This window comes from Rhodococcus sp. PvP016 (assembly GCF_017832185.1).
Lineage (GTDB): Bacteria > Actinomycetota > Actinomycetes > Mycobacteriales > Mycobacteriaceae > Rhodococcoides.
In genome coordinates this window covers 1,134,103-1,153,690 of record NZ_JAFIBH010000001.1, presented here as the reverse complement: position 1 = coordinate 1,153,690, position 19,588 = coordinate 1,134,103, and the positions used below count along the sequence as shown (strand labels likewise).

The 19,588-nt window shown below is 69.2% G+C and carries 18 protein-coding genes; 5 read left to right on the top strand and 13 right to left on the bottom strand.

Translation table 11 applies throughout. From position 1 onward, the window contains the following. The first annotated feature begins 173 nt into the window (after nt 1-173). Nucleotides 174-2,468, top strand: a complete 2,295-nt coding sequence (locus JOE30_RS05340; RefSeq protein ID WP_204870804.1) for a DEAD/DEAH box helicase — start codon at nt 174-176, stop codon at nt 2,466-2,468. On the opposite strand, the gene JOE30_RS05335 is transcribed toward JOE30_RS05340, so the two are convergent. Beyond that, a complete protein-coding gene (locus JOE30_RS05335) occupies nt 2,465-3,802 on the bottom strand; it encodes a cytochrome P450 (protein WP_204869675.1) in 1,338 nt (445 codons plus the stop codon). The genes JOE30_RS05340 and JOE30_RS05335 overlap by 4 nt on opposite strands. A gap of 114 nt (nt 3,803-3,916) precedes the next feature. On the opposite strand from JOE30_RS05335, the gene JOE30_RS05330 reads away from it, so the two are divergent. Together JOE30_RS05330 and JOE30_RS05325 are read left to right on the top strand one after the other, a co-directional pair. Further along, entirely contained in the window at nt 3,917-4,528 is a 612-nt protein-coding gene (locus JOE30_RS05330; protein ID WP_204869674.1) for a DUF998 domain-containing protein, read from the top strand. A gap of 109 nt (nt 4,529-4,637) precedes the next feature. Further along, entirely contained in the window at nt 4,638-4,949 is a 312-nt protein-coding gene (locus tag JOE30_RS05325) for a hypothetical protein (protein ID WP_307806073.1), read from the top strand. Nucleotides 4,950-5,106: 157 nt separating this feature from the next. On the opposite strand, the gene JOE30_RS05320 is transcribed toward JOE30_RS05325, so the two are convergent. The 7 genes from JOE30_RS05320 to ssd are packed head-to-tail and all read right to left on the bottom strand — an operon-like array spanning nt 5,107 to nt 9,600. Further along, nucleotides 5,107-5,451, bottom strand: coding sequence for an Rv3654c family TadE-like protein (locus JOE30_RS05320; protein ID WP_204869673.1), 345 nt, complete (start codon nt 5,449-5,451; stop codon nt 5,107-5,109). Continuing rightward, entirely contained in the window at nt 5,444-5,749 is a 306-nt protein-coding gene (locus JOE30_RS05315; RefSeq protein WP_204869672.1) for a TadE family type IV pilus minor pilin, read from the bottom strand. Before JOE30_RS05315 ends, JOE30_RS05320 begins: the two co-directional genes overlap by 8 nt. Before the next feature lie 17 nt (nt 5,750-5,766). After that, nucleotides 5,767-5,967, bottom strand: a complete 201-nt coding sequence (locus tag JOE30_RS05310; RefSeq protein WP_204869671.1) for a DUF4244 domain-containing protein — start codon at nt 5,965-5,967, stop codon at nt 5,767-5,769. 57 nt (nt 5,968-6,024) lie between these two features. Further along, nucleotides 6,025-6,594, bottom strand: coding sequence for a type II secretion system F family protein (locus JOE30_RS05305; protein ID WP_307806072.1), 570 nt, complete (start codon nt 6,592-6,594; stop codon nt 6,025-6,027). After that, complete coding sequence (locus JOE30_RS05300) at nt 6,591-7,364, bottom strand: type II secretion system F family protein (RefSeq protein WP_204870802.1); 774 nt, start codon at nt 7,362-7,364, stop codon at nt 6,591-6,593. Before JOE30_RS05300 ends, JOE30_RS05305 begins: the two co-directional genes overlap by 4 nt. Continuing rightward, nucleotides 7,364-8,545 (bottom strand): TadA family conjugal transfer-associated ATPase, encoded by a 1,182-nt coding sequence (locus tag JOE30_RS05295; RefSeq protein ID WP_204869670.1) that lies wholly within the window; start codon nt 8,543-8,545, stop codon nt 7,364-7,366. The genes JOE30_RS05300 and JOE30_RS05295 overlap by 1 nt, the downstream gene beginning before the upstream one ends. Beyond that, a complete protein-coding gene (gene ssd / locus JOE30_RS05290) occupies nt 8,542-9,600 on the bottom strand; it encodes a septum site-determining protein Ssd (protein WP_204869669.1) in 1,059 nt (352 codons plus the stop codon). The genes JOE30_RS05295 and ssd overlap by 4 nt, the downstream gene beginning before the upstream one ends. 339 nt (nt 9,601-9,939) lie before the next feature. Here ssd and JOE30_RS05285 point away from each other — a divergent pair, with 339 nt between their 5' ends. Then, a complete protein-coding gene (locus JOE30_RS05285) occupies nt 9,940-10,755 on the top strand; it encodes an HAD-IB family hydrolase (protein WP_204869668.1) in 816 nt (271 codons plus the stop codon). A 376-nt stretch (nt 10,756-11,131) separates the two neighbouring features. On the opposite strand, the gene JOE30_RS05280 is transcribed toward JOE30_RS05285, so the two are convergent. The 5 genes from JOE30_RS05280 to JOE30_RS05260 all read right to left on the bottom strand — a co-directional run bounded on the left by JOE30_RS05280 (nt 11,132) and on the right by JOE30_RS05260 (nt 17,158). Further along, a complete protein-coding gene (locus JOE30_RS05280) occupies nt 11,132-11,884 on the bottom strand; it encodes an oxidoreductase (protein ID WP_204869667.1) in 753 nt (250 codons plus the stop codon). A 21-nt stretch (nt 11,885-11,905) separates the two neighbouring features. Further along, on the bottom strand, nt 11,906-13,594 hold the full coding sequence (locus JOE30_RS05275) for an ABC transporter ATP-binding protein (protein ID WP_239532490.1): 1,689 nt from the start codon (nt 13,592-13,594) through the stop codon (nt 11,906-11,908). Between the two features lie 5 nt (nt 13,595-13,599). Next, nucleotides 13,600-14,526, bottom strand: a complete 927-nt coding sequence (locus JOE30_RS05270) for an ABC transporter permease (RefSeq protein ID WP_204869666.1) — start codon at nt 14,524-14,526, stop codon at nt 13,600-13,602. Nucleotides 14,527-14,531: 5 nt separating this feature from the next. Continuing rightward, nucleotides 14,532-15,455, bottom strand: a complete 924-nt coding sequence (locus JOE30_RS05265; RefSeq protein ID WP_204869665.1) for an ABC transporter permease — start codon at nt 15,453-15,455, stop codon at nt 14,532-14,534. Nucleotides 15,456-15,541: 86 nt separating this feature from the next. Next, nucleotides 15,542-17,158: an ABC transporter substrate-binding protein gene (locus JOE30_RS05260; RefSeq protein ID WP_204870796.1), complete on the bottom strand. Its 1,617-nt coding sequence runs from the start codon at nt 17,156-17,158 to the stop codon at nt 15,542-15,544. Between the two features lie 429 nt (nt 17,159-17,587). On the opposite strand from JOE30_RS05260, the gene acs reads away from it, so the two are divergent. Further along, the gene (acs, locus tag JOE30_RS05255) at nt 17,588-19,555 is read left to right on the top strand and encodes an acetate--CoA ligase (RefSeq protein ID WP_204869664.1); all 1,968 of its coding nucleotides are present in this window, start codon (nt 17,588-17,590) and stop codon (nt 19,553-19,555) included. Nucleotides 19,556-19,588 lie beyond the last annotated feature (33 nt).

Sequence of the window (19,588 nt, the reverse complement as noted above, 5' to 3'; positions counted from 1 at the left end):
CGACCGAGAACAGTGAACCACGTCGGACGGCGGCGCGACAGTCGACGAGACAACAACTTCGTAAAGATCCTCGCGGGCGCTGTCCGCCCGTTCTTCTACGATCGACACGAGCACCGAGGGAGTGAGGGACAGTGAGCACGACGACCGACGCACCGGCCTCCTCGTTCGGCGCAATGCTGCTCGGACGAGCGCTGGCCGGAACGCCGCCGGGAGAGTCTCCGCTGACCCACGCGGCGGAGCTGCCGGGACGTGAGTCCCGGTACGCCGCATGGCCGCAGTGGCTCGAGCCCGCCGTCGTCGAGGTCTTCCAGGACTGCGGGATCCCGCAGCCGTGGACCCACCAGGCAGAGGCCGCATCGCTCGCGTGGTCGGGCCGCAACGTGGTGGTCTCGACGGGCACCGCGTCGGGCAAGTCGCTGGCCTACCGGATGCCCGTACTGTCCCGTCTGTCGACCGACCCGCGCGCCACCGCGCTGTACCTCGCGCCCACCAAGGCGCTGGGGGCAGACCAGCTTCGAGCCGCGGTGGACATGACGGACTCGCTCGCCGCGCGGGGCTTCCCGGACATCGCACCGAGTGCGTACGACGGCGACACACCCCTCGAGGTGCGCCAGTGGGCCCGGGCGAACTCACGGTGGATCTTCACCAATCCCGACATGCTGCACATCTCGCTGCTGAAGGGCCATCAGCGGTGGGCGCACTTCTTCCGCAATCTGGCGTACGTCGTCGTCGACGAATGTCATTCGTATCGCGGGGTGTTCGGCTCCAACGTCGCCCTGATCCTGCGACGACTCCGGCGCATCGCCGCGCGCTACGGCGCCTCGCCCATCGTCGTTCTCGCCAGCGCCACCGCGTCGAATCCCGGGGCCGCGGCCAGTCGTCTGGTCGGTGCACCGTGCGAGGAGATCACCGAGGACGGATCTCCGCACGGTCCCCGGACCGTCGCCCTGTGGGAGCCACCACTTCTGGACGTCACTGGTGAGAACGGGGCGCCGATCCGGCGCGCCGCCGGTTCCGAGGCCGCACGCATCATGGCCGACCTCGTCGTCGAGGGCGCCCGGACCCTGACCTTCGTCCGTTCCCGACGCGGCGCGGAGCTGACGGCACTGAGCACCGCGCGGCTGCTCGCGGACGTCGATCCCGATCTGCCGCAGCGCATCGCGGCCTACCGGGCCGGATACCTCGCCGACGACCGCCGCCAGCTCGAGCGCTCGCTGTCCGACGGCACCCTGCTCGGCGTGGCCACCACCAACGCACTCGAGCTCGGCGTCGACATCGCGGGGCTCGACGCCGTCGTCGTCGCCGGCTTCCCGGGAACGGTCGCGTCGTTCTGGCAGCAGGCCGGTCGCTCCGGTCGCCGCGGCCAGGGGTCGCTGGTGATCCTGGTAGGCCGGGACGACCCGCTGGACACGTACCTCGTGCACCATCCGGCCGCGTTGCTGGACAAGCCCATCGAGGCGACGGTCACCGATCCCACCAACCCCTACGTGCTGGGGCCGCAGCTGCTCTGCGCGGCCATGGAACTCCCGCTGACCGACGACGAGGTCATCGAGCTCGGCGCTCAGGACGTCGCGCAGTCCCTCGCTGACAGGGGTCTGCTCCGCCGTCGGCCGCACGGGTGGTACATCACCGCGGATGCGACGCCCCATGCGGCGGTGGACATCCGGGGCGGCATCGGGTCACAGATCGCGATCGTCGACGGCTCCACCGGCCGCATGCTCGGTACCGTCGACGCCGGCCGCGCGCCCTCGACGACCCACCCGGGCGCCGTCCACATCCATCAGGGTGAGTCGTTCGTCGTCGACACGCTCGACTTCGAGGACGGCCTCGCGGTGGTGCATCCCGAGGAACCCGAGTGGACAACCTCGGCGCGCGAGGTCACCGACATCGTCATCGAGGACGTGCACGAACAGCAGTCGTACGGTGAGGTCGACGTCGCGCTGGTGCAGGTCCAGGTGAGCCACCAGGTGGTCGGGTACCTCCGCAGACTGCCGTCCGGCGAGATACTCGACTCCGTGGAACTCGACATGCCGATGCAGGAACTCCACACGCGCGCAGTCATGTACACGATCACGCCGGAGTTGCTCGAGTCCGCCGGCGTGACCGCCGAACGGGTTCCCGGGTCGCTCCACGCGGCGGAGCACGCGGCCATCGGTCTGCTGCCCCTCGTCGCGACGTGCGACCGCTGGGACATCGGCGGCGTGTCGACGGCACTGCACGCCGACACCGGCCTGCCGACGGTCTTCGTCTACGACGGATACGACGGCGGCGCCGGATTCGCCGACCGCGGCCACGCCGTCATCGGCACCTGGCTCTCCGCGACCCGCGAGGCCATCGCGTCGTGCGAGTGCGTCTCGGGGTGCCCGTCCTGCGTGCAGTCACCCAAGTGCGGCAACGGGAACGATCCGTTGGACAAGGACGGCGCCGTGCGCGTGCTCGATGCCGTCCTCGCCTGTCTGGAGGGTTAGGCCGACACGGTGGCCGGTTCGCCGAGCGCCACCGGTAGCGTGCGGAACCCGTGCAGCACACGGGTGTCCCGCTTGATGCCGGTGCCGGCGGACGACAGATGCGGGAAGCGGTCGAACAGCGTGCGCAGTCCCACCTCGCTCTCGGCGCGCGCGAGTGCGGCGCCGAGGCAGTAGTGGCGCCCACCCGAGAACGACAGATGCTTGTTGGCGTTGGACCGACCGACGTCGAAGGTGTCGGCGTCGTCGAAGACCTGCGGATCCCGATTACCGGCCGCGAGAACGCACACCACCAGATCGCCGGCCTCGAGGTCCATGCCCTCGAGGGTGACGGAACCCTTCGCCACGCGCGCCGTCATCTGCACCGGCGACTCGAGCCGCAGCATCTCGTCGACGGCCGTTCCCCACAGTGACGGATCGTCCTGCAGTCGCGCGAGCTGGTCGGGGTTGTTCATCAGCAGATTGATGCCGCTGCCGAGCAGATTGACCGTCGTCTCGAACCCTGCCGCCAACACCAGGCCTGCGGTGGCGCGGAGTTCCCGGTCGTTCAGGTACACCCCGTCTTCGGACGCCGCGATGAGCTGACTCATCAGATCGTCGCCCGGATTGTCGCGCAGTCCCGCGATGTGGGTGGCGAGCCAGCCATCGAAGCCCTCGAGACCCTGCTCGACCTCGCGGAACTGCGACCACGTCAGACCGACGTCGAGACTGGGCGCCGCGAGTTCACCGAACTCGAGCACCTTGTCGCGGTCCGCCTCCGGCACGCCGAGGATGTCGCCGATGACGGCGACCGGGAGCTTGGCGCAGTACGACGACACGATGTCGACCGTGCCGCCGCCCGCGGCCACGAGTTCGTCGAGAAGCGTGTCGGCCACCTGTTGCACGTTGTCGCGCATCGCGTTGACGGCGCGCGCGGTGAACACCGACGACACCAGCTTGCGGTAGCGGGTGTGCGAGGGCGGCTCGACCGACAGCAGCGACGGCGGTGCCAGCGGGTGCAGTGCAGCGGTGCGGGTGCGGCGCTCGATCGCCCGTAGCGGCTTCGGGAGATTGCCGCCCACGACGACGGTGCGGTAGTCGTCCGAGCGCAGGAGGTCGAAGATCAGCCCGTGGTCGACGGTGAGGTAGGCGACGCGACCCTTGACGATCTTTCCCCGGTCACGAATCTCCTGGTAGACGACACCGGGGTTCGCGCGGGTCACCGGATCGGCGATGAGCTTGGCCTGCGGGTCACCGATCTTGATGCCGCGTTCGGCGAAGAAGCGCACCACTCCGTGCACCGCGAACCACCGCAGCCGCGATCGTGCCTCGTCCTTGACGTCCGCCACTCTCGACATTCCCGATTCCCCCGATGCTCGGCAAGCTGTAACTCGGTTGCGCGTTACCGCACGTCACACGTGTGACTCACCTCATGATGCGCCGGTCACGACGCCGGTGTCTACCGTCGTGTCATGACCCTGCGTCGGAGCGTCGCCTCCTTGTGGATCGCCACAGTCCTCTACTGGCCGATGCAGGTGATCGTCTCGCGCTCCTGGACCACCCCGTACAGCTGGCGTGACGACGTCATCAGCGCCCTCGGAGCGGCGACGTGCACCGACTACTGCTCGCCCGATCACGTCGTCATGAACGCGACGTTCGTGGCCGTGGGCGGCGCCACCGCAGCAGGTGCGGCGCTCCTGGTCCGCCCCTCCGCCGGTGTCGCCCGGACGGGGTGGATCCTCGTGGCGCTCTCCGGTCTCGCGACGTGCGCGGTCGGGTTCCTCCCGATGGATGTCGCGCCGGTCCCCCACACCGTCGCGGCGCAGGTGCACTTCGGCCTGCAGCTCGCCGGAATGCTCTGTGTCGCACGATCCGTCGGTCGAGTGGCGTCGCGATTCACCTACGCCTGCAGCGCCCTCGCCGTGGTGGGCGGCATCGCCTTCCTCAGCCCCGGGAAGTGGGGACTGGGCTCGGGTGTCACCGAGCGGCTCGCACTCGACACCCTGAACGTGTGGACCATCGGCATGGGCGTGCTCCTGCTCGCGCGATCGTGGAATCCAGGCCCCGGAATCCGGGGTCGATAGTCCACGATCACCGAGGCCCCAGTTGCGGCCGAAGAGTGTCGGACTGCTGATTTACTGTTCGGCCGCTGGAAGAACTTCGGAGACGTTCGGTAGCGACGGGGGGGCATCGGTGCCGGCACAGGCATGGGTCACGCTCGTCATCGGGCTGATCGCCACGATCGGTGTGATCGTCACGTGGCAGCAGAAGAACTCGGCAGATCGTCGTTCCGAGTGGTGGCGTCGAACGACATGGGCATGCGAGCGAACCTTCAGCGACTCCGACGTGGAAGCGGAGTTGGGATGGAGGGTGCTCGAAACGCTCGTCGGATCTAAACTGGTCACACGCAGCGACTCGGACCTGGTCCAAGTCATCGCAGAGCAGGGCGCAGCGGGAGTACGCGACAACGGGGAGGACGTTCACGGTGACGACAGAAGCACGTGACGAGAAGCCGCAACCTCCGATTCGCAGTGTCGCTGTGAGGCGGGCAGCTGCACGAGCCGCCGTGGCCGCCAGCGCGAAGACCGGCCGCCCCGTCGCACCGGAAGTACGCAGGCTCGCCGAGTCGCGCTGACCGACATACCGAGTCGCTGGTCCACGATCACTCCTCCACCGGCCCCGCCCGCGCGGAGGCCACCGCATCCCTCTCCCTGAAGCGCAGCAGCGCGATCCGCACCCGCACCCGGACCTGCACGTCCCACTCCTCCACCGCGCATCCGTCCAGCACCGCGTCCATCCGGGCTGCCGACGCCGTCGCCGCCGCGCACCCCGCCTCGGACCCCGACGTCAGTGCCGCAGCACCCGCCAGCGCGGCGAGGTCCGCCGCCGACTGCGCCTGATGACGGGCCGAGACGGCGGCACCCACCGAGACCACCGCCGCGGTCACCACCACCAGCGCCGCCGTGACGAAGGCTCCCACCACCGTCGCCGAACCGCGGTCATCCATCCGTCGGTTCCGCCGTCGCCACTGCACTCGCCGACACCGTCAATCCGGGCAGCGGCGACGACGCCTCCACCCGCACCGTCACCAGATCGCCGATGCGCGACACCGTCACCCGCGCACCGGGCGGCGCCACCACCGTCGCCGACCTCACCGCGCTCTCGTCTCCGAGCGCCGAGAGCCGGGCACCCTCCCGCGCCGCGTCGATGCACCGGATGTGCTCGGTGACCGTGACCAGCGCACCGAGACACAGCACCAGGACGGCGACGATCGACGAGATCGCCAGCGCAGCTTCGACCGTCACCGCCCCTGCATCACCCGTCAGACCTGCGTCTGCAGCGCCTTGTCGATGATGGACGTCAGCGCAGTCACGATGCTGTCGCCCGTCACCACGGTGTAGAGCACGGCACCGAATGCCGCCGCCGCGATGGTGCCGATGGCGTACTCGGCCGTCGACATCCCGTCGTCCTCCCGCATCACCATCAGTATCCGCGCGCCCACCTCGTTCAACACCCTGTTCATGTTCTCCCCCTTCGTGTTCCGAGGAGGACGTTCCTCCTCGGCGTTCTCGGGCGGGGGTCACATCACCCCGCCGTTCAGGACGGATCCGGCCAGCCCGATCACCACGGGCACGATGCCGAGGCAGACGAACGCGGGCAGGAAGCACAGCCCCAGCGGTCCGCTCACCATGACTCCGGCGCGTTCGCCGGCCGCAGCGGCGGCATCGTCGGCCCGCACGCGCAGATCGGCTGCAGCCTCGGCGGTCGCGTCGGCCATCGAGGTTCCCGATCGCGCCGACCGGAGGATGACGCGTGCCACCGACTCGGTGTCGGGATGCGCCGACAGTGCCGACCATGCCGCATCGGGATCCGCTCCGAGAGTGAGCAACTGCGCAGCGCGGCGCAGTGCCGACGCCATGGGTTCCGGCGCGACGGAGGACACCGCCGAGGATGCGCTGCCGATGTCGAGTCCCCCGCGGAGACAGGCGGACAGCAGATCCAGCGCGCCCGCGGTGGCGTGGTGATCGGTCGGCGCCACCCCCACCGATGCGGAACCGTTCGACCCGGGCACCCGGAGCCGGGCGCGCACACCGACGGCGGGCGGCAGCGCGAGCACCGCTGCGGCGAGGAGGACGAGAGTGATCGTCACGGTGCCACCTTCGCGACGATGACGTCGGTCCAGAGCAGCCCGGCGCAGGCGAGGGCCACTCCGACGACCAGCATGATGCCGCCGGCGCCGCCCCCGGTGAGAACCGCGAGGGGCGCCGCTCCCATGGCCTGGCCGAGCAGGACGCCGACCGCGGGGAGCGCAGCGAGAACCATGGCCGTGGCGCGCGGGCCGGCCATGGACGCCTCGATGCGCCGGGCCGAGCGTCCGCGATCACGCAGATCGGAGCGCACCGCGTCGAGCAGAGCCGCGAGACCCAGCCCGTGCACCTCGGCCACGCGCCACACAGCACCCACCCGGTCCCACGCGGGCCCGTGTCCGCCGGAACGCACGGCCTCCGACATCGTGCCGCCCAGTTCCGCACGGGCCGCGGCCGCCGCGAAGACGGTGCCGACCGGTCCGGGGTGCTCGCGCGCAGCGGTGCGGCAGGCCGTGGCCGGGTGGGCTCCCACACGGAGTTCGGCCACCACCGTCTCGAGCGCCGCCGCCAGGGTGTCCCCCGCGCGCCGCCGGTCCGCCCGCACAGCGCCTCGGCCGCGCCGCAGGGCCACGGTTCCCAGCACGACGGCCACCGCGGCCCCCACCGCGGCACCGAGGGCCAACGCTGCCGCACCCGCCGCCACGGGTATCCAGGCAGGCGCCGGCACTCGCACGGACCCGAGCGAGCGGCGGCGCACCGGTCCGAGGCGCCGGCGCGCGTCCGTGCACGGGAGCACCAGCAGAGCCACCGCGAGACAGGCCGCCGCGAGCATCACACGTCCCCCTCGCGCCGACGCAGGATCGCGGTGAGAGCATCGAGTCCGGGACCTCGTGCTCGCGTGCGCGACCAGGCGTCGACCACGGTGCACAGCCCGCGATCGTCCCGTTCGAGCACGCCGATGGACGACAGCACGCGCTGCCCGTTCGGTGTGCGGGCAGTGTGCAGCACCACCTGTACCGCGGCGGCGAACTGACTGTGCAGCGCCGCCCGGTCCATACCGCCGAGGGCCGCCAGCGCTTCGAGGCGTGCGGGTACCTCGTCGGGAGAGTTGGCGTGCACAGTGCCCGCGCCGCCGTCGTGTCCGGTGTTGAGCGCGGTGAGCAGGTCCACCACCTCGGCACCGCGGACCTCGCCCACCACGATGCGATCGGGGCGCATGCGCAGGGCCTGACGCACCAGATCGCGCACTCCCACCTGGCCCACTCCCTCCACGTTCGCGGGCCGGGCGACGAGCCGCACCACGTGGGGATGGGAGGGCGCCAGTTCGGCGGCGTCCTCGACACAGATGATGCGCTCGGCCGCGTCCACCTCGCCGAGGAGTGCCGCCAGCAGCGTCGTCTTGCCGGTTCCGGTACCACCGACCACGAGGAAGGCCAGACGTCCGGACACGATGCGGCGCAACAGGTCCTCGGCGCCGTCGGCGAACGCCCCGGTCGCTGCGAGAGCTGCGAGCCCCTGCGTGGCAGGACGAAGCACGCGGAGCGACAGGCACGTGCCGCCCTGCGCCACCGGCGCGAGAACGGCGTGCAGGCGCACTCCGAACGATCCCGGATCGATGCCGGGCAGACGACCGTCCACCCACGGCTGCGCATCGTCGAGCCGCCGCCCGGCCGACAGTGCCAAGCGTTGCGCGAGGCGGCGCACCGCGGCCTCGTCCCCGAAGCCGACGCCGGCTCGCCGCAGACCCTGGCCCCGGTCCACCCACACGTCGTCGGGTCCGGTGACCAACACGTCGGTCACGCCGGGCTCGCGCAGGACGGCGTCGAGCACGCCGGCACCGCGGAACTCGGTGTCCAGGAGATGCAGTGCGCGCAGCAGATCCGCGTCACCGAGCACGCCGCCGGCCTCGGCCCGGAGCGCCTCCGCGATGAGGGCGGGCGTCGGATCCCGGTCGGCGTCGACGAGGCGCACCCGGACGCGATCGAGCAGGTCCGTCGACACCCAGCCCGTCATGTCGTGGGCACCGAGGTGAGCAGCGCCAGGACGTCCCCGGCAGCTCGCGCCAGGGGTGATCGACGGCCGAGAACCAGTCCGCGCCCGTCGAGCATCGCGGCGAGTCGACGCTCGGGGCGTACGGAGGCGAGCAGTGGAAGACCCACCACATCGGCCACCTCCGCGGCCGTCAGTCCGGACGGCGCGGGACCGCGGACCACCACTCCCACGTTGGCCGACGTCGAGGTGATCGACCGGGCGAGACACTGCGCTGCCGCGGCCGATCGCACCGTCGCAGGAACCAGTACGACCACCAGATCCGCTGCCTCCACCGACATCTCGTGAATCGGGCCCGCGCGCGGCACGTCGCACACGACCACCTCGCCGGCCGTGACACCGGCGTCGACGACCGCGCGCCACGCCGCTGCCGTGATGGTGTTCGTCTGCTCGCGCCGGGTCGAGAGCACCGCGAGATCGCCGCGCCCGGGCAGCGCGTGATGCAGTGCGTCCGCCGTGACGGTTCCGCCGTCGATCACCAGTTCCGGCCAGCGCAGGCCCGGCGTTCCGTCGAGCCCCGTGACGAGGTCCATCCCACCGCCCGCCGCGTCCCCGTCCATCAACACTGTGCGACCGGACCGGGATGCGACGACAGCCGATGCCGCGGCGAACACCGACGCACCGGCGCCGCCGCAACCGCCGACCACCGTCACCACCACCCCACCACCGACGGGGACGCGGGCAGCTGCGGACAGCACTCCCATGAGATCGGCCTCCTGCGTCGGCAGCGCGAGCACACGGGAGGTGCCGAGCCGCGACGCGCTCTGCCAGGCCTCGACGTCCGCCGGTCCGTCGGTCACGACGACGACACCGGGATGCCTCGGAAGATGTTCCCGCACTGCTCGTTCGGCGGCTGCCGTTCCCAACACGACAATGTCCGAGGCCTGCCACAGCGCACGGTCCGGCAGGGCGCCGAGGTGCGTCGACTCCCGACCCGCGGCGGCGGCGATGCGCCGGACACGATCGGAGAGTGCGGTGTCGGGCACGATCACCAGGAGTGCTGCGTCGAGGTCGGTCACGCCGTCGATCGTGCGGTGTTCGCACCCGGGTCACCAGAGCGGCGAGCCGAACCTGTGGACAACTCGGCACCCGGGGACGGCGCCTGCACGAGCGCCGAGAAGGTGCTATCGCACCGGAAGTTAGGGGACGACCCCCGCCAGGGGGGGAGGAGGCGGGGGTCGTCGGAGTTCAGCCCCGGGGGGTCGGGCTGAACACGCCCGGTTCGAGACCGGGTAGCCGAAATCTTACACCGCCGACCAGTCGCACCGACACGGACGACCGTCGGTCCGTCGCGCCGTCGAAGCAGGTGGAGACACCGCGACCCGTGATCCGCGTCCGGGCACCCTTAGGCTGACGGGGTGAGCACACCCCTCCGCCCGGACGCCCCCGGCCGCGTCGCCGCGTTCTTCGATCTGGACAAGACGATCATCGCCAAGTCCTCGACGCTGGCCTTCAGCAAGCCCTTCTTCGACGGGGGTCTCATCAACCGCCGGAGCGTGCTCAAGAGCAGCTACGCACAGTTCCTCTTCCTGGTGTCGGGAGCGGATCACGACCAGATGGAGCGGATGCGCATCCACATCGCCAACATGTGCACCGGCTGGGACGTCGAGCAGGTGCGTGCGATCGTCGCCGAGACGCTGCACGACATCGTCGATCCGCTGGTCTTCGCCGAGGCGGCCGACCTCATCGCCGACCACAAGCTGCGCGGCCACGACGTCGTCATCGTCTCAGCTTCCGGCGAGGAGGTCGTGGCGCCCATCGCGGAAGCTCTGGGGGTGGACCACGACATGGGCACCCGGATGGCCGTCGAGGACGGCAAGTACACGGGTGAGCTCTCGTTCTACTGCTACGGGCCCGGCAAGGTCATCGCCATGGAGGAGTTGGCCGAACGCGAGGGGTACGACCTGTCGCAGTCCTACGCCTACTCGGACTCGATCACCGATCTGCCGATGCTCGACGCGGTCGGACATCCCACCGCGGTGAACCCGGACCGCGGCCTGCGCCGCGAGGCGTCGGCCAGGGGATGGCCCATCCTCACCTTCTCCGACCCGGTCTCGCTGCGCGCCCGGTTCCAGGCCCCGTCGTCCGGCACGGTGGCCGGCATGGCCGCCGTCTCGTTCGGAGCCCTGGCCGCGGGCGCCGCGACGTACACGCTGCTGCGTCGACGACGCTGAATCGATCGGGTTCGCGAAACCCTTGCTGTGGCGCGAGTCACAGAGTACAAATGGTCGTACGGGAAGACGGAAGGCCAAGAGCGGGCCGGAAGAGAAGGATCGCTCTCCCAGCCGGGCTTTCCCCAGCACGACCGATCAGTACCCACGCGTAGCGCGCCGCTATGATGGCACAAGCGTTGTGGGCCTGCGAAAGTCGCGCATCAGGGATGAGAACTTCGCACTGGTTGCGGACACGAGTCCCGGGCGCACGATTTCTCGCCGAGGCCTCGCGGAGTCCGCTCCGCCGCAACCCACTCTGCACGCCTGGTAACCGACGTTCGTGCTGACGGGCGACGTCGTCGAGGTGAGAACTCGGCAGCGTCGCCCGTTTCATGTGTCAGACGGAGTTGTCGGCGATGGTGGTCGCCTCAGCTGCTCCGGCCTCGAAAGTGCCGCAGCACAACAGCACCCAGCTCCCCACTCCCTGCTCGGTGCCGCGGGCGAAACCGTCGGCCCCGGTGCGGTACGCGGCGAGCCGCTTCGCCCAACTGATCTCCGGGACACCGAGATTGTGGGGGTCGAAGCCCGTGGACACGGCCACGAGCCGCGAGGCCGCGCGGGCCACGATGCCGTCGGCCGTGCCGAACGGCTTCAGCGCCAACAGTTCTCCGTGCACCACGGCGGCCAGCACCGGGGCGGGCGCCTTCGTGGCGCCGGTCACGAGATCCGCCAGGAACGCCAGGCGGTCGGCTGCGTCCGCACGGGGTCGTCCGAGATCGTCCTGTGTCGTCGCCAGGTCCGCGGCGGCCAGGAGGTGCAGCCGTGCCAGTGCCTGCAGCGGCGCCCGCTGCCAGACGCCCACCATGATCGGCAGGGAGTCACCGTCGAGAGCCTGGGCCACCCGGAGCGCGCCGGCGAGCAGGGGCGGGGCGGCCTCGCCCTCCTCGGGCATCGCCGTCGAGGACCCCTCCATGGCGGCGGAGGCCCGCGCGGCCCGGACCGCCGCCTCGGCCGCCGTCGCCTTCCATCCGCGCCGGTTGGCCTTGTGCCGGTGCACCTCGCCCAGCGCGTTCCGCGCCCGCTCGGCGGCGTCGCGCACCCCCTCGAGCTCCAGGATCGGGCCGAGGGGATCTGTGGCTGAGCTGGTCATCCGGTCAGGCTATCGGTGGTCCTACGTCGCGGTGGATCCGGCGTTCCGCTCGGCAGCCATCAACTCGGCACGCTCGCGGCGCCGGACGGCCTGCTGCTCCGGGTCCGGAACGGGCACCGCGGCGAGCAGCCGCTTCGTGTACGGGTCGGCCGGCGAACGCAGGATGGTGTCGGTCCGATCGAACTCCACCAGCTTGCCCGCACTCATGACGGCGATGCGGCGGGCCAGCACCTCCACCACGGCGAGGTCGTGGCTGATGAACAGGCACGCGAAGCCGTACTCACGCTGCAACTCCTGGAAGAGCTCGAGCACCTTGGCCTGCACGGACACGTCGAGCGCGGACGTCGGCTCATCGGCGACGAGGAGGGTGGGTTCGAGAGCCAGCGCACGGGCGATGCCGACACGCTGGCGCTGACCACCCGAGAGCTGATGCGGGTAGCGGTTGCGCATGTCCCGAGACAGGTGCACCTGATCGAGCAACTCCTCGATCTTGGTGTTGCGCTGACCACGGTCCATCTCGGTGTGCAGCAGCATCGGCTCGCCGATCGACTGGCCGATGGGCCACCGCGGGTTCAGCGACGAACCCGGATCCTGGAACACGATGCCGACCTTGCTGCGCACCGGACGCAGGTCGCGGGTCGACATCGACGTGATGTCGGTTCCGGCGATGGACAACGACCCCGAGTGCAGCTTGAGCAGGCCGACGGCAGCCTTGCCGATGGTCGACTTGCCCGATCCGGACTCACCGACCAGACCGACCACCTCACCCGGCTCGATGGTGAGGCTGACACCGTCGACCGCGCGGAAGCCACCGGAGCGACGCGCACCCGGGTACTCGATGACGGCGTCGACGAGTTCGAGCGCGTACCGCACGTCGGGGGTGTCGTCGGTGCCCGCCTGCCCGGTCCGGGAACCGAGGTGGGGCACCGAGGCCAGGAGTTCGCGGGTGTAGGCGTGATCGGGGCGATGGAAGATGTCGCCGGAGGTGCCCTGTTCGACGATGTCGCCACCGCGCATGACGAGGATGCGGTCGGCCATGTCGGCGACCACGCCCATGTCGTGGGTAATGAGAAGGATCGCCGCGTTCACCCGACCGCGGAGGTCGCGCATGAGCTGCAGGATCTCGGCCTGCACGGTCACGTCGAGTGCCGTGGTCGGCTCGTCCGCGATGAGCACGGAGGGCTCGGATGCCAATGCCTGGGCGATCATGGCGCGCTGACGTTGACCGCCGGAGAGCTGGTGCGGGTAGTACTTGACGCGCTTCTCGGGTTCGGGCATCTCGACGAGCCGCAGCAACTCGATGACACGGTCCTTGGCCTGCGCCTTGCTGAGCTCGCTGTGCGCGCGGATGGCCTCGGTGATCTGCCACCCGATGGTGTAGACGGGGTTGAGAGCCGTCATCGGCTCCTGGAAGATCACGGCGATATCCTTGCCGCGCACCGAGTTCAGCTCGCGTTCCTTGAGACCGGTCAGTTCACGGCCGTTGAGCGTGATGCTGCCGCTCACGCGGGCGTTGTCGGCCAGCAGGCCGGGCACCGCCATGGCGGTGGTCGACTTGCCCGAGCCGGACTCGCCGACGATGGCGAGGATCTCGCCGCGAGCGAGGTCGAACGAGACATTCCGTACGGCCGTACGCCACGTCTTGTCGACTTCGAAATCGATCGTCAGATCCGAGACTCCGAGAATGGGGCCGGTCTTGTCGTCACTCATGTCCGTCAGCTCCGTTTCGGGTCGAGCGCATCTCGCAGCGCATCGCCCATGAGGATGAAGGCCAGCACGGTCACCGACAGGAACCCGGCGGGGAAGAGCACCAGGTGCGGCGAGGTGGAGATGTAGTTCTGGCCGAGGTTGATCTGCAGGCCCCACGAGATCGCCGGCAACTGCAGCCCGATACCCAGGTAGGACAGCGTGGCCTCGGCCGCGATGAACGTGCCGACGGCGATGGTGGCGTACACGAGCACGGGTGCGAGGGCGTTGGGCAGGATGTGGCGGACCAGGATGCGGAACGTGCTCGCGCCCAGTGCCTGTGCAGCCTGCACGTACTCGCTCTGCTTGATCGAGATGACCGACGAGCGGACCAGTCGCATGGCCGTCATCCACCCGAAGGCGATGAGGGCGAGCGCCACCGTGGTGACGGTCCGCTCGCTCGTGACGGTCAGCAGGACCAGCGCGCCGAGCAGGAGCGGGATGCCGAAGAAGATGTCGGTGAAGCGGGCGAGAAGGCTGTCGAGCACGCCGCCGAAGTACCCGGCGAGTGCACCGATCAGGACGCCGATGACGAGCACCCCGATGACGGCGAGCAGTCCGATGGTCAGCGAGATGCGGGCGCCGTAGATGACGTTGGCGTAGTAGTCGCATCCCTGCAGGTCCGTTCCGAACCAGTGCTCGGAGCTCGGCGACAACCGCGTGTCCGACAAGGTGCAGGCACGCGGATCGATGCCGCGCGCGAACAGCTGAGGCACGACGGCCATCAGGACGAGGACCCCGGTGATGACGGCACCGAACCAGAAGAAGACACTGCGGCGTAGCTTCTTCCACGCGTTGCCCCAGAGACTGGCCTGGCCGACCAGTTCCTGTGCCTCGCCGGTCACGACGTTGCCCGGCTCGCCCTCGGCGGCGGCATGCTGTGCATCGTTGGTCATAGCGCCTACTCGTATCGAATTCGGGGGTCGAGGAGCGCGTAGAGCACGTCCACGACGAGATTGAAGAAGATGTAGAAGAAGACCATCAGTGTGACGATGCCGACGACCACCGCGCCTTCCTGCCTCTGCACGGCGTCGAAGATCGCGCGTCCGAGGCCCGGCAGATTGAACACCGACTCGGTGACGATGGCGCCGCCCAGCAAGGAACCGATGTCCGCGCCGATGAACGTCACGACGGGAATCATGCTGTTGCGCAGCGCGTGACGCAGGACGATGCGTCGGTACCCCACGCCCTTGGCACGCGCGGTACGGATGTAGTCGGCCGCCATGGACTCCGACACCGCGGACCGCGTGAGTCGCGCGACGTACGCCATGGACAGTGACGCCAGGACCAGGCCGGGCAGCAGGTAGCTGTACCACCCGTCGTTGATACCGGCGATGGGGAACAGGTCCAGCTTGTAACCGAGCAGGTACTGCGCGACGAAGCCGAAGACGAACACGGGAATCGAGACGAGCAGCGTCGACGACACCAGGACGAGGTTGTCGAAGAACGAGTTGCGGCGCAGGCCCGACAGCACGCCGGCCGCGATACCGATGACCGCCTCGAAGACGATGGCCACGACGGTCAACCGCACCGTCACCGGAAGGCGCTGGGAGATGGTGTCCAGCACCGGGCGTCCGGAGAAGTCGGTACCGAAGTCGCCCTGCAGCAACCCGCCGACATATTTGGCGTACTGCACCAGGAACGGATCGTCGAGGTTGTACTGCGCACGCAACTGCGCGACGACGGCCGGGGCGAGCGGGCGATCACCCGCGAGCGCGCGGATGGGATCGCCCGGGAGGGCGTACACCATCGCGAAGATCAGGAACGAGGCGCCGATCAGGACCGGGATGGTCAACAGCAATCGGCGCGTGATGAAGCGACCCACTGGGTTCTCCTCTTCGGGGTCTCACGGTTCACGCGTCGGTGGGGCGCCCTGCGTCTGCACGGCGCCCCACCGAGTCGAGAGTGAGGTCAGCTGACCGTGACGTCCGCGACCTCGATGTCACCGAACAGGTCGATCTTGACGTTGTCGACCCGCTCGCTCCACACGGCCTGGTTCAGACCGTAGAAGAGCGGAGTGGCCGGCAGGTCGCGGATCAGGATGTCCTCGGCCCGCTGGTACTCCGTCGTCGCCTCGTCCGTGCTCGCCGCATTGTTGCCCGCGGAGAGGGCTGCGTCGAAGTCCGGGTTGTTGTAGAACACGTAGTTCGAGCCGGCGGGCGGCGTGGCCGGGATGCTGTACAGCGGCGACAGGAAGTTGTACAGCGACGGGTAGTCCATGATCCAGCCCGAACGGAACGGGCCGGTCATGCCCTTCGAGTCCTGCAGCGGAAGGTACTGAGCGAACTGCAGGTCACCGCGGAGCACGTAGTCGACCCCGAGGTTGGTGCGCAGCTGGTTGCCGATGGCGGTCATCCAGGTGTCGTGTGCCGCACCGGCGTTGAACCACAGGTCGACGGGCTGTGACCGGTCGAAGCCGGCCTGATCGAGCAGCGCATTGGCCTGATCGACGTTCAGCTCGCACTTGGCGCCGCAGGCGTCGTCCCGGTAACCGTCGACGACGGGCGAACCGAAGGAGTTGGCCGGCGTGCGGGTGTTGGTGAAGATGGCCTCGGTGATGGCCTTACGATCGATTGCCATCGAGAACGCCTCGCGCACACGGGGATCCGAGAAACGCGGATCGTACGTCGGGAATCCCAGCGACGTGATGTCCGGGCGAGCTCGTTCGCCGTACCGGTCACCGAACTGATCGCGGGCGGTGGCCCAGGCGTCCGACGGCAGGTCCAGCATGATGTCGAGACCACCGGCCTGAACGTCCGTGTAGCCGGTGCTCAACTCGGTGTAGACCTTGAACTGCACGCCCTGCGCCTGTGCTGCGTCCGGGCCCTTGTAATCGTCGTACTTGGTCAGGGTGATGCCCTGGCCCTCGACGAAGTCCTCGTCGGCCTTGAACGGGCCGTTGCCGATGGGACGACGACCGAAGGCGTCGGGATCGGTGAAGAACGCCTCGGGCAGCGGCGAGAACGCGCTGTAGCCCAGCGTCACCGGGTAGATCGCGAACGGCTCCTTCAGCTCCACGCGAATGGTGCTGTCGTCGACCGCTTCCAGGCCGGACATCGCGGTCGCGGAGGGCTCCGCACCGTCCGCCGCCTGCAGGTCGTCGTAGCCGACGACGTTCTCGAAGAAGTACGAGGCACCGAAGGCGTTGGTGCTCAGCGCGGTGTAGTTCCACGCGTCGACGTAGGACTTCGCGTTGACGGGCGTGCCGTCGTGGAACGTCCAGTCCGGCTTGAGCGTGATCGTCCAGTTCTTCTGGTCGTCCGACTCGACCGACTCGGCGACGCCGTCGTACTCCACCTCGCTGGTCTCGTCGTTGTAGGTGACCAGCGGGCTGAACAGGGCCTTGAGGACCTGGTTGCCTTCGCTCTCGGTGGTGTTGCCGGGAACGAGCGGGTTCTCGGGCTGGCCGATGTACAGGCTGTAGGTGCCCTCGGCGCTCGAGGACCCACCCCCGCCACCACACGCCGCGAGCATGCCCACGGCGGCGATGGCCACCGAGACCACCGCGATCGTCTTCTTGACTCTCAACATGTCCTCCATCGAATCCGGCACGAACAGGGTCGACTGCACGCACCGTCCGCGGGTGGTCCGCGGGTGTCGGGTGGGCCACGGGCGATGACCGGCGTGACCCGGATATTTGCTTGACTTTAGACACACTCACAAAGGTGTGTCGTGCACTCCCCCGAAATCGGAACGACCCGAGTCCGCCCCGAAATACGGACGTAACCTGACAGGACTGGACCTCACCGGTCAGACAGCCTGATGAGAGGCGATTTCCGTGCCTTCCGACCATCCATCGCTGCTGCCCACCGCCCGTCGCGCGGAACGCACCTCTCGCCGCACGTCCCGGGTTGCAGCCCGACGCAACGGTGCGGCGCCGATCACAGGTGACTACCCTCACAGTCGCGACACACCCAACCCAGACACCAGCTTTTCCGAGAGGGGCCAGGTACCACGATGACCGAGACCGTGACCGACGACGGCACGACCAGGGACACGGAATCGGAGCACCCGGTGTCCTATCCCCCGAGTGGCGATTTCGTCGCGCAGGCCAACGCCGGATCCGAGCTCTACCAGGCGGCGAAGAACGATCGCCTCGCGTTCTGGGCCGAGCAGGCGAACCGGTTGCACTGGCACACGCCGTTCGAGCAGGTGCTCGACTGGTCGGACGCCCCCGTCGCGAAGTGGTTCGTCGGCGGCGAACTCAACGTCGCCTACAACTGCGTCGACCGGCACGTGGTCGAGGGCCGCGGCGACCAGGTGGCGATCCACTGGGAGGGCGAGCCCGGCGACAGCCGCGAGATCACCTACTCCGACCTCCTCGCCGAGGTCAGCCGCGCCGCCAACGCCTTCACCGACCTCGGGCTCGTCTCGGGTGATCGCGTCGCCATCTACATGCCCATGGTCCCCGAGGCCATCGTCTCGATGCTCGCGTGCGCCCGCCTCGGACTGACCCACAGCGTCGTCTTCGCCGGCTTCTCGTCGTCGGCACTGCGCTCGCGCATCGACGACGCCGAGGCCAAGCTCGTCGTCACCACCGACGGCCAGTGGCGCCGCGGCAAGGCCGCACCCCTCAAGGATTCCGTCGACGAAGCCGTGGACAGCGCCGCGTCGATCGAGCACGTCCTGGTGGTCAAGCGCACCGACATCGACGTGCAGTGGACCGAGGGCCGCGACCTCTGGTGGCACGACACCGTCGGGTCCGCCTCACCCGAGCACGAGGCGCAGGCGTTCGACTCCGAGCACCCGCTCTTCATCCTCTACACCTCGGGAACCACCGGTAAGCCGAAGGGCATCATCCACACCTCCGGCGGCTACCTGACGCAGACCGCGTACACGCACCACTACGTCTTCGACCACAAGCGGGGCAAGGACGTCTACTGGTGCACCGCCGACATCGGCTGGGTCACCGGGCACAGCTACATCGTCTACGGCCCGCTGGCCAACGGCGCCACGCAGGTGGTCTACGAGGGCACGCCCAACTCCCCCGACGAGCACCGGCACTGGAACATCGTCGAGAAGTACGGCGTCACCATCTATTACACGGCGCCCACGCTCGTGCGGACGTTCATGAAGTGGGGACGACAGATCCCCGACGCCCACGATCTCTCCTCGATCCGTCTGCTCGGCAGCGTCGGCGAACCCATCAACCCCGAGGCGTGGCGCTGGTTCCGCGACGTCGTCGGCGCCGGCAGCGCTCCGATCGTCGACACCTGGTGGCAGACCGAGACCGGCGCGATCATGGTCTCCCCACTGCCCGGTGTCACCGCCACCAAGCCGGGATCGGCGCAGACACCGCTCCCCGGCATCTCGGCCGCCATCGTGGACGACGACGCGAAGATGCTCGGGCCCGGCGGCAACGGGTACCTCGTACTCGACGAGCCGTGGCCGTCGATGCTGCGCGGCATCTGGGGCGACATGGAGCGCTACAAAGACACCTACTGGTCGCGCTACGCCACCGAGGGCTGGTACTTCGCCGGTGACGGTGCGCGCTTCGACGACGACGGCGACCTCTGGGTCCTCGGGCGCGTCGACGACGTCATGAACGTCTCCGGTCACCGCATCTCCACCTCCGAGGTGGAATCGGCTCTGGTGAGCCACCCCGGCGTCGCCGAGGCGGCCGTCGTGGGTGCGGCGGACGAGACCACCGGCCAGGGCATCGTCGCCTTCGTCATCCTGCGCGAGGGCATCGAGAACACCGGCGACGCGCTGATCGCCGAGCTCAAGGCTCAGGTGTCGAAGGAGATCTCCCCGATCGCGAAGCCGCGCCAGATCACGGTGGTCCCGGAACTCCCCAAGACGCGCAGCGGAAAGATCATGCGCCGCCTGCTCCGTGACGTCGCCGAGGGCCGGGATCTGGGCGACACCTCGACCCTCGTCGATCCCGCCGTCTTCGACGCGATCGCCAAGGCCGGGCAGAAGTAACCACGCGTCACGCAGAGAGAGGGGCTCGTGCAC

Excerpts from the sequence above, each read along its gene's own strand:
- acs (WP_204869664.1), top strand. The coding sequence starts at position 17,588 with ATGACCGAGACCGTGACCGACGACGGCACGACCAGGGACACGGAATCG.
- JOE30_RS05280 (WP_204869667.1), bottom strand. The coding sequence starts at position 11,884 with ATGACCAGCTCAGCCACAGATCCCCTCGGCCCGATCCTGGAGCTCGAG.
- JOE30_RS05300 (WP_204870802.1), bottom strand. The coding sequence starts at position 7,364 with ATGCTCGCGGCGGCCTGTCTCGCGGTGGCTCTGCTGGTGCTCCCGTGC.
- JOE30_RS05320 (WP_204869673.1), bottom strand. The coding sequence starts at position 5,451 with ATGGATGACCGCGGTTCGGCGACGGTGGTGGGAGCCTTCGTCACGGCG.
- JOE30_RS05295 (WP_204869670.1), bottom strand. The coding sequence starts at position 8,545 with ATGACGGGCTGGGTGTCGACGGACCTGCTCGATCGCGTCCGGGTGCGC.
- JOE30_RS05335 (WP_204869675.1), bottom strand. The coding sequence starts at position 3,802 with ATGTCGAGAGTGGCGGACGTCAAGGACGAGGCACGATCGCGGCTGCGG.
- JOE30_RS05340 (WP_204870804.1), top strand. The coding sequence starts at position 174 with ATGCTGCTCGGACGAGCGCTGGCCGGAACGCCGCCGGGAGAGTCTCCG.
- JOE30_RS05310 (WP_204869671.1), bottom strand. The coding sequence starts at position 5,967 with ATGAACAGGGTGTTGAACGAGGTGGGCGCGCGGATACTGATGGTGATG.
- JOE30_RS05330 (WP_204869674.1), top strand. The coding sequence starts at position 3,917 with ATGACCCTGCGTCGGAGCGTCGCCTCCTTGTGGATCGCCACAGTCCTC.
- JOE30_RS05270 (WP_204869666.1), bottom strand. The coding sequence starts at position 14,526 with ATGACCAACGATGCACAGCATGCCGCCGCCGAGGGCGAGCCGGGCAAC.
- JOE30_RS05275 (WP_239532490.1), bottom strand. The coding sequence starts at position 13,594 with ATGAGTGACGACAAGACCGGCCCCATTCTCGGAGTCTCGGATCTGACG.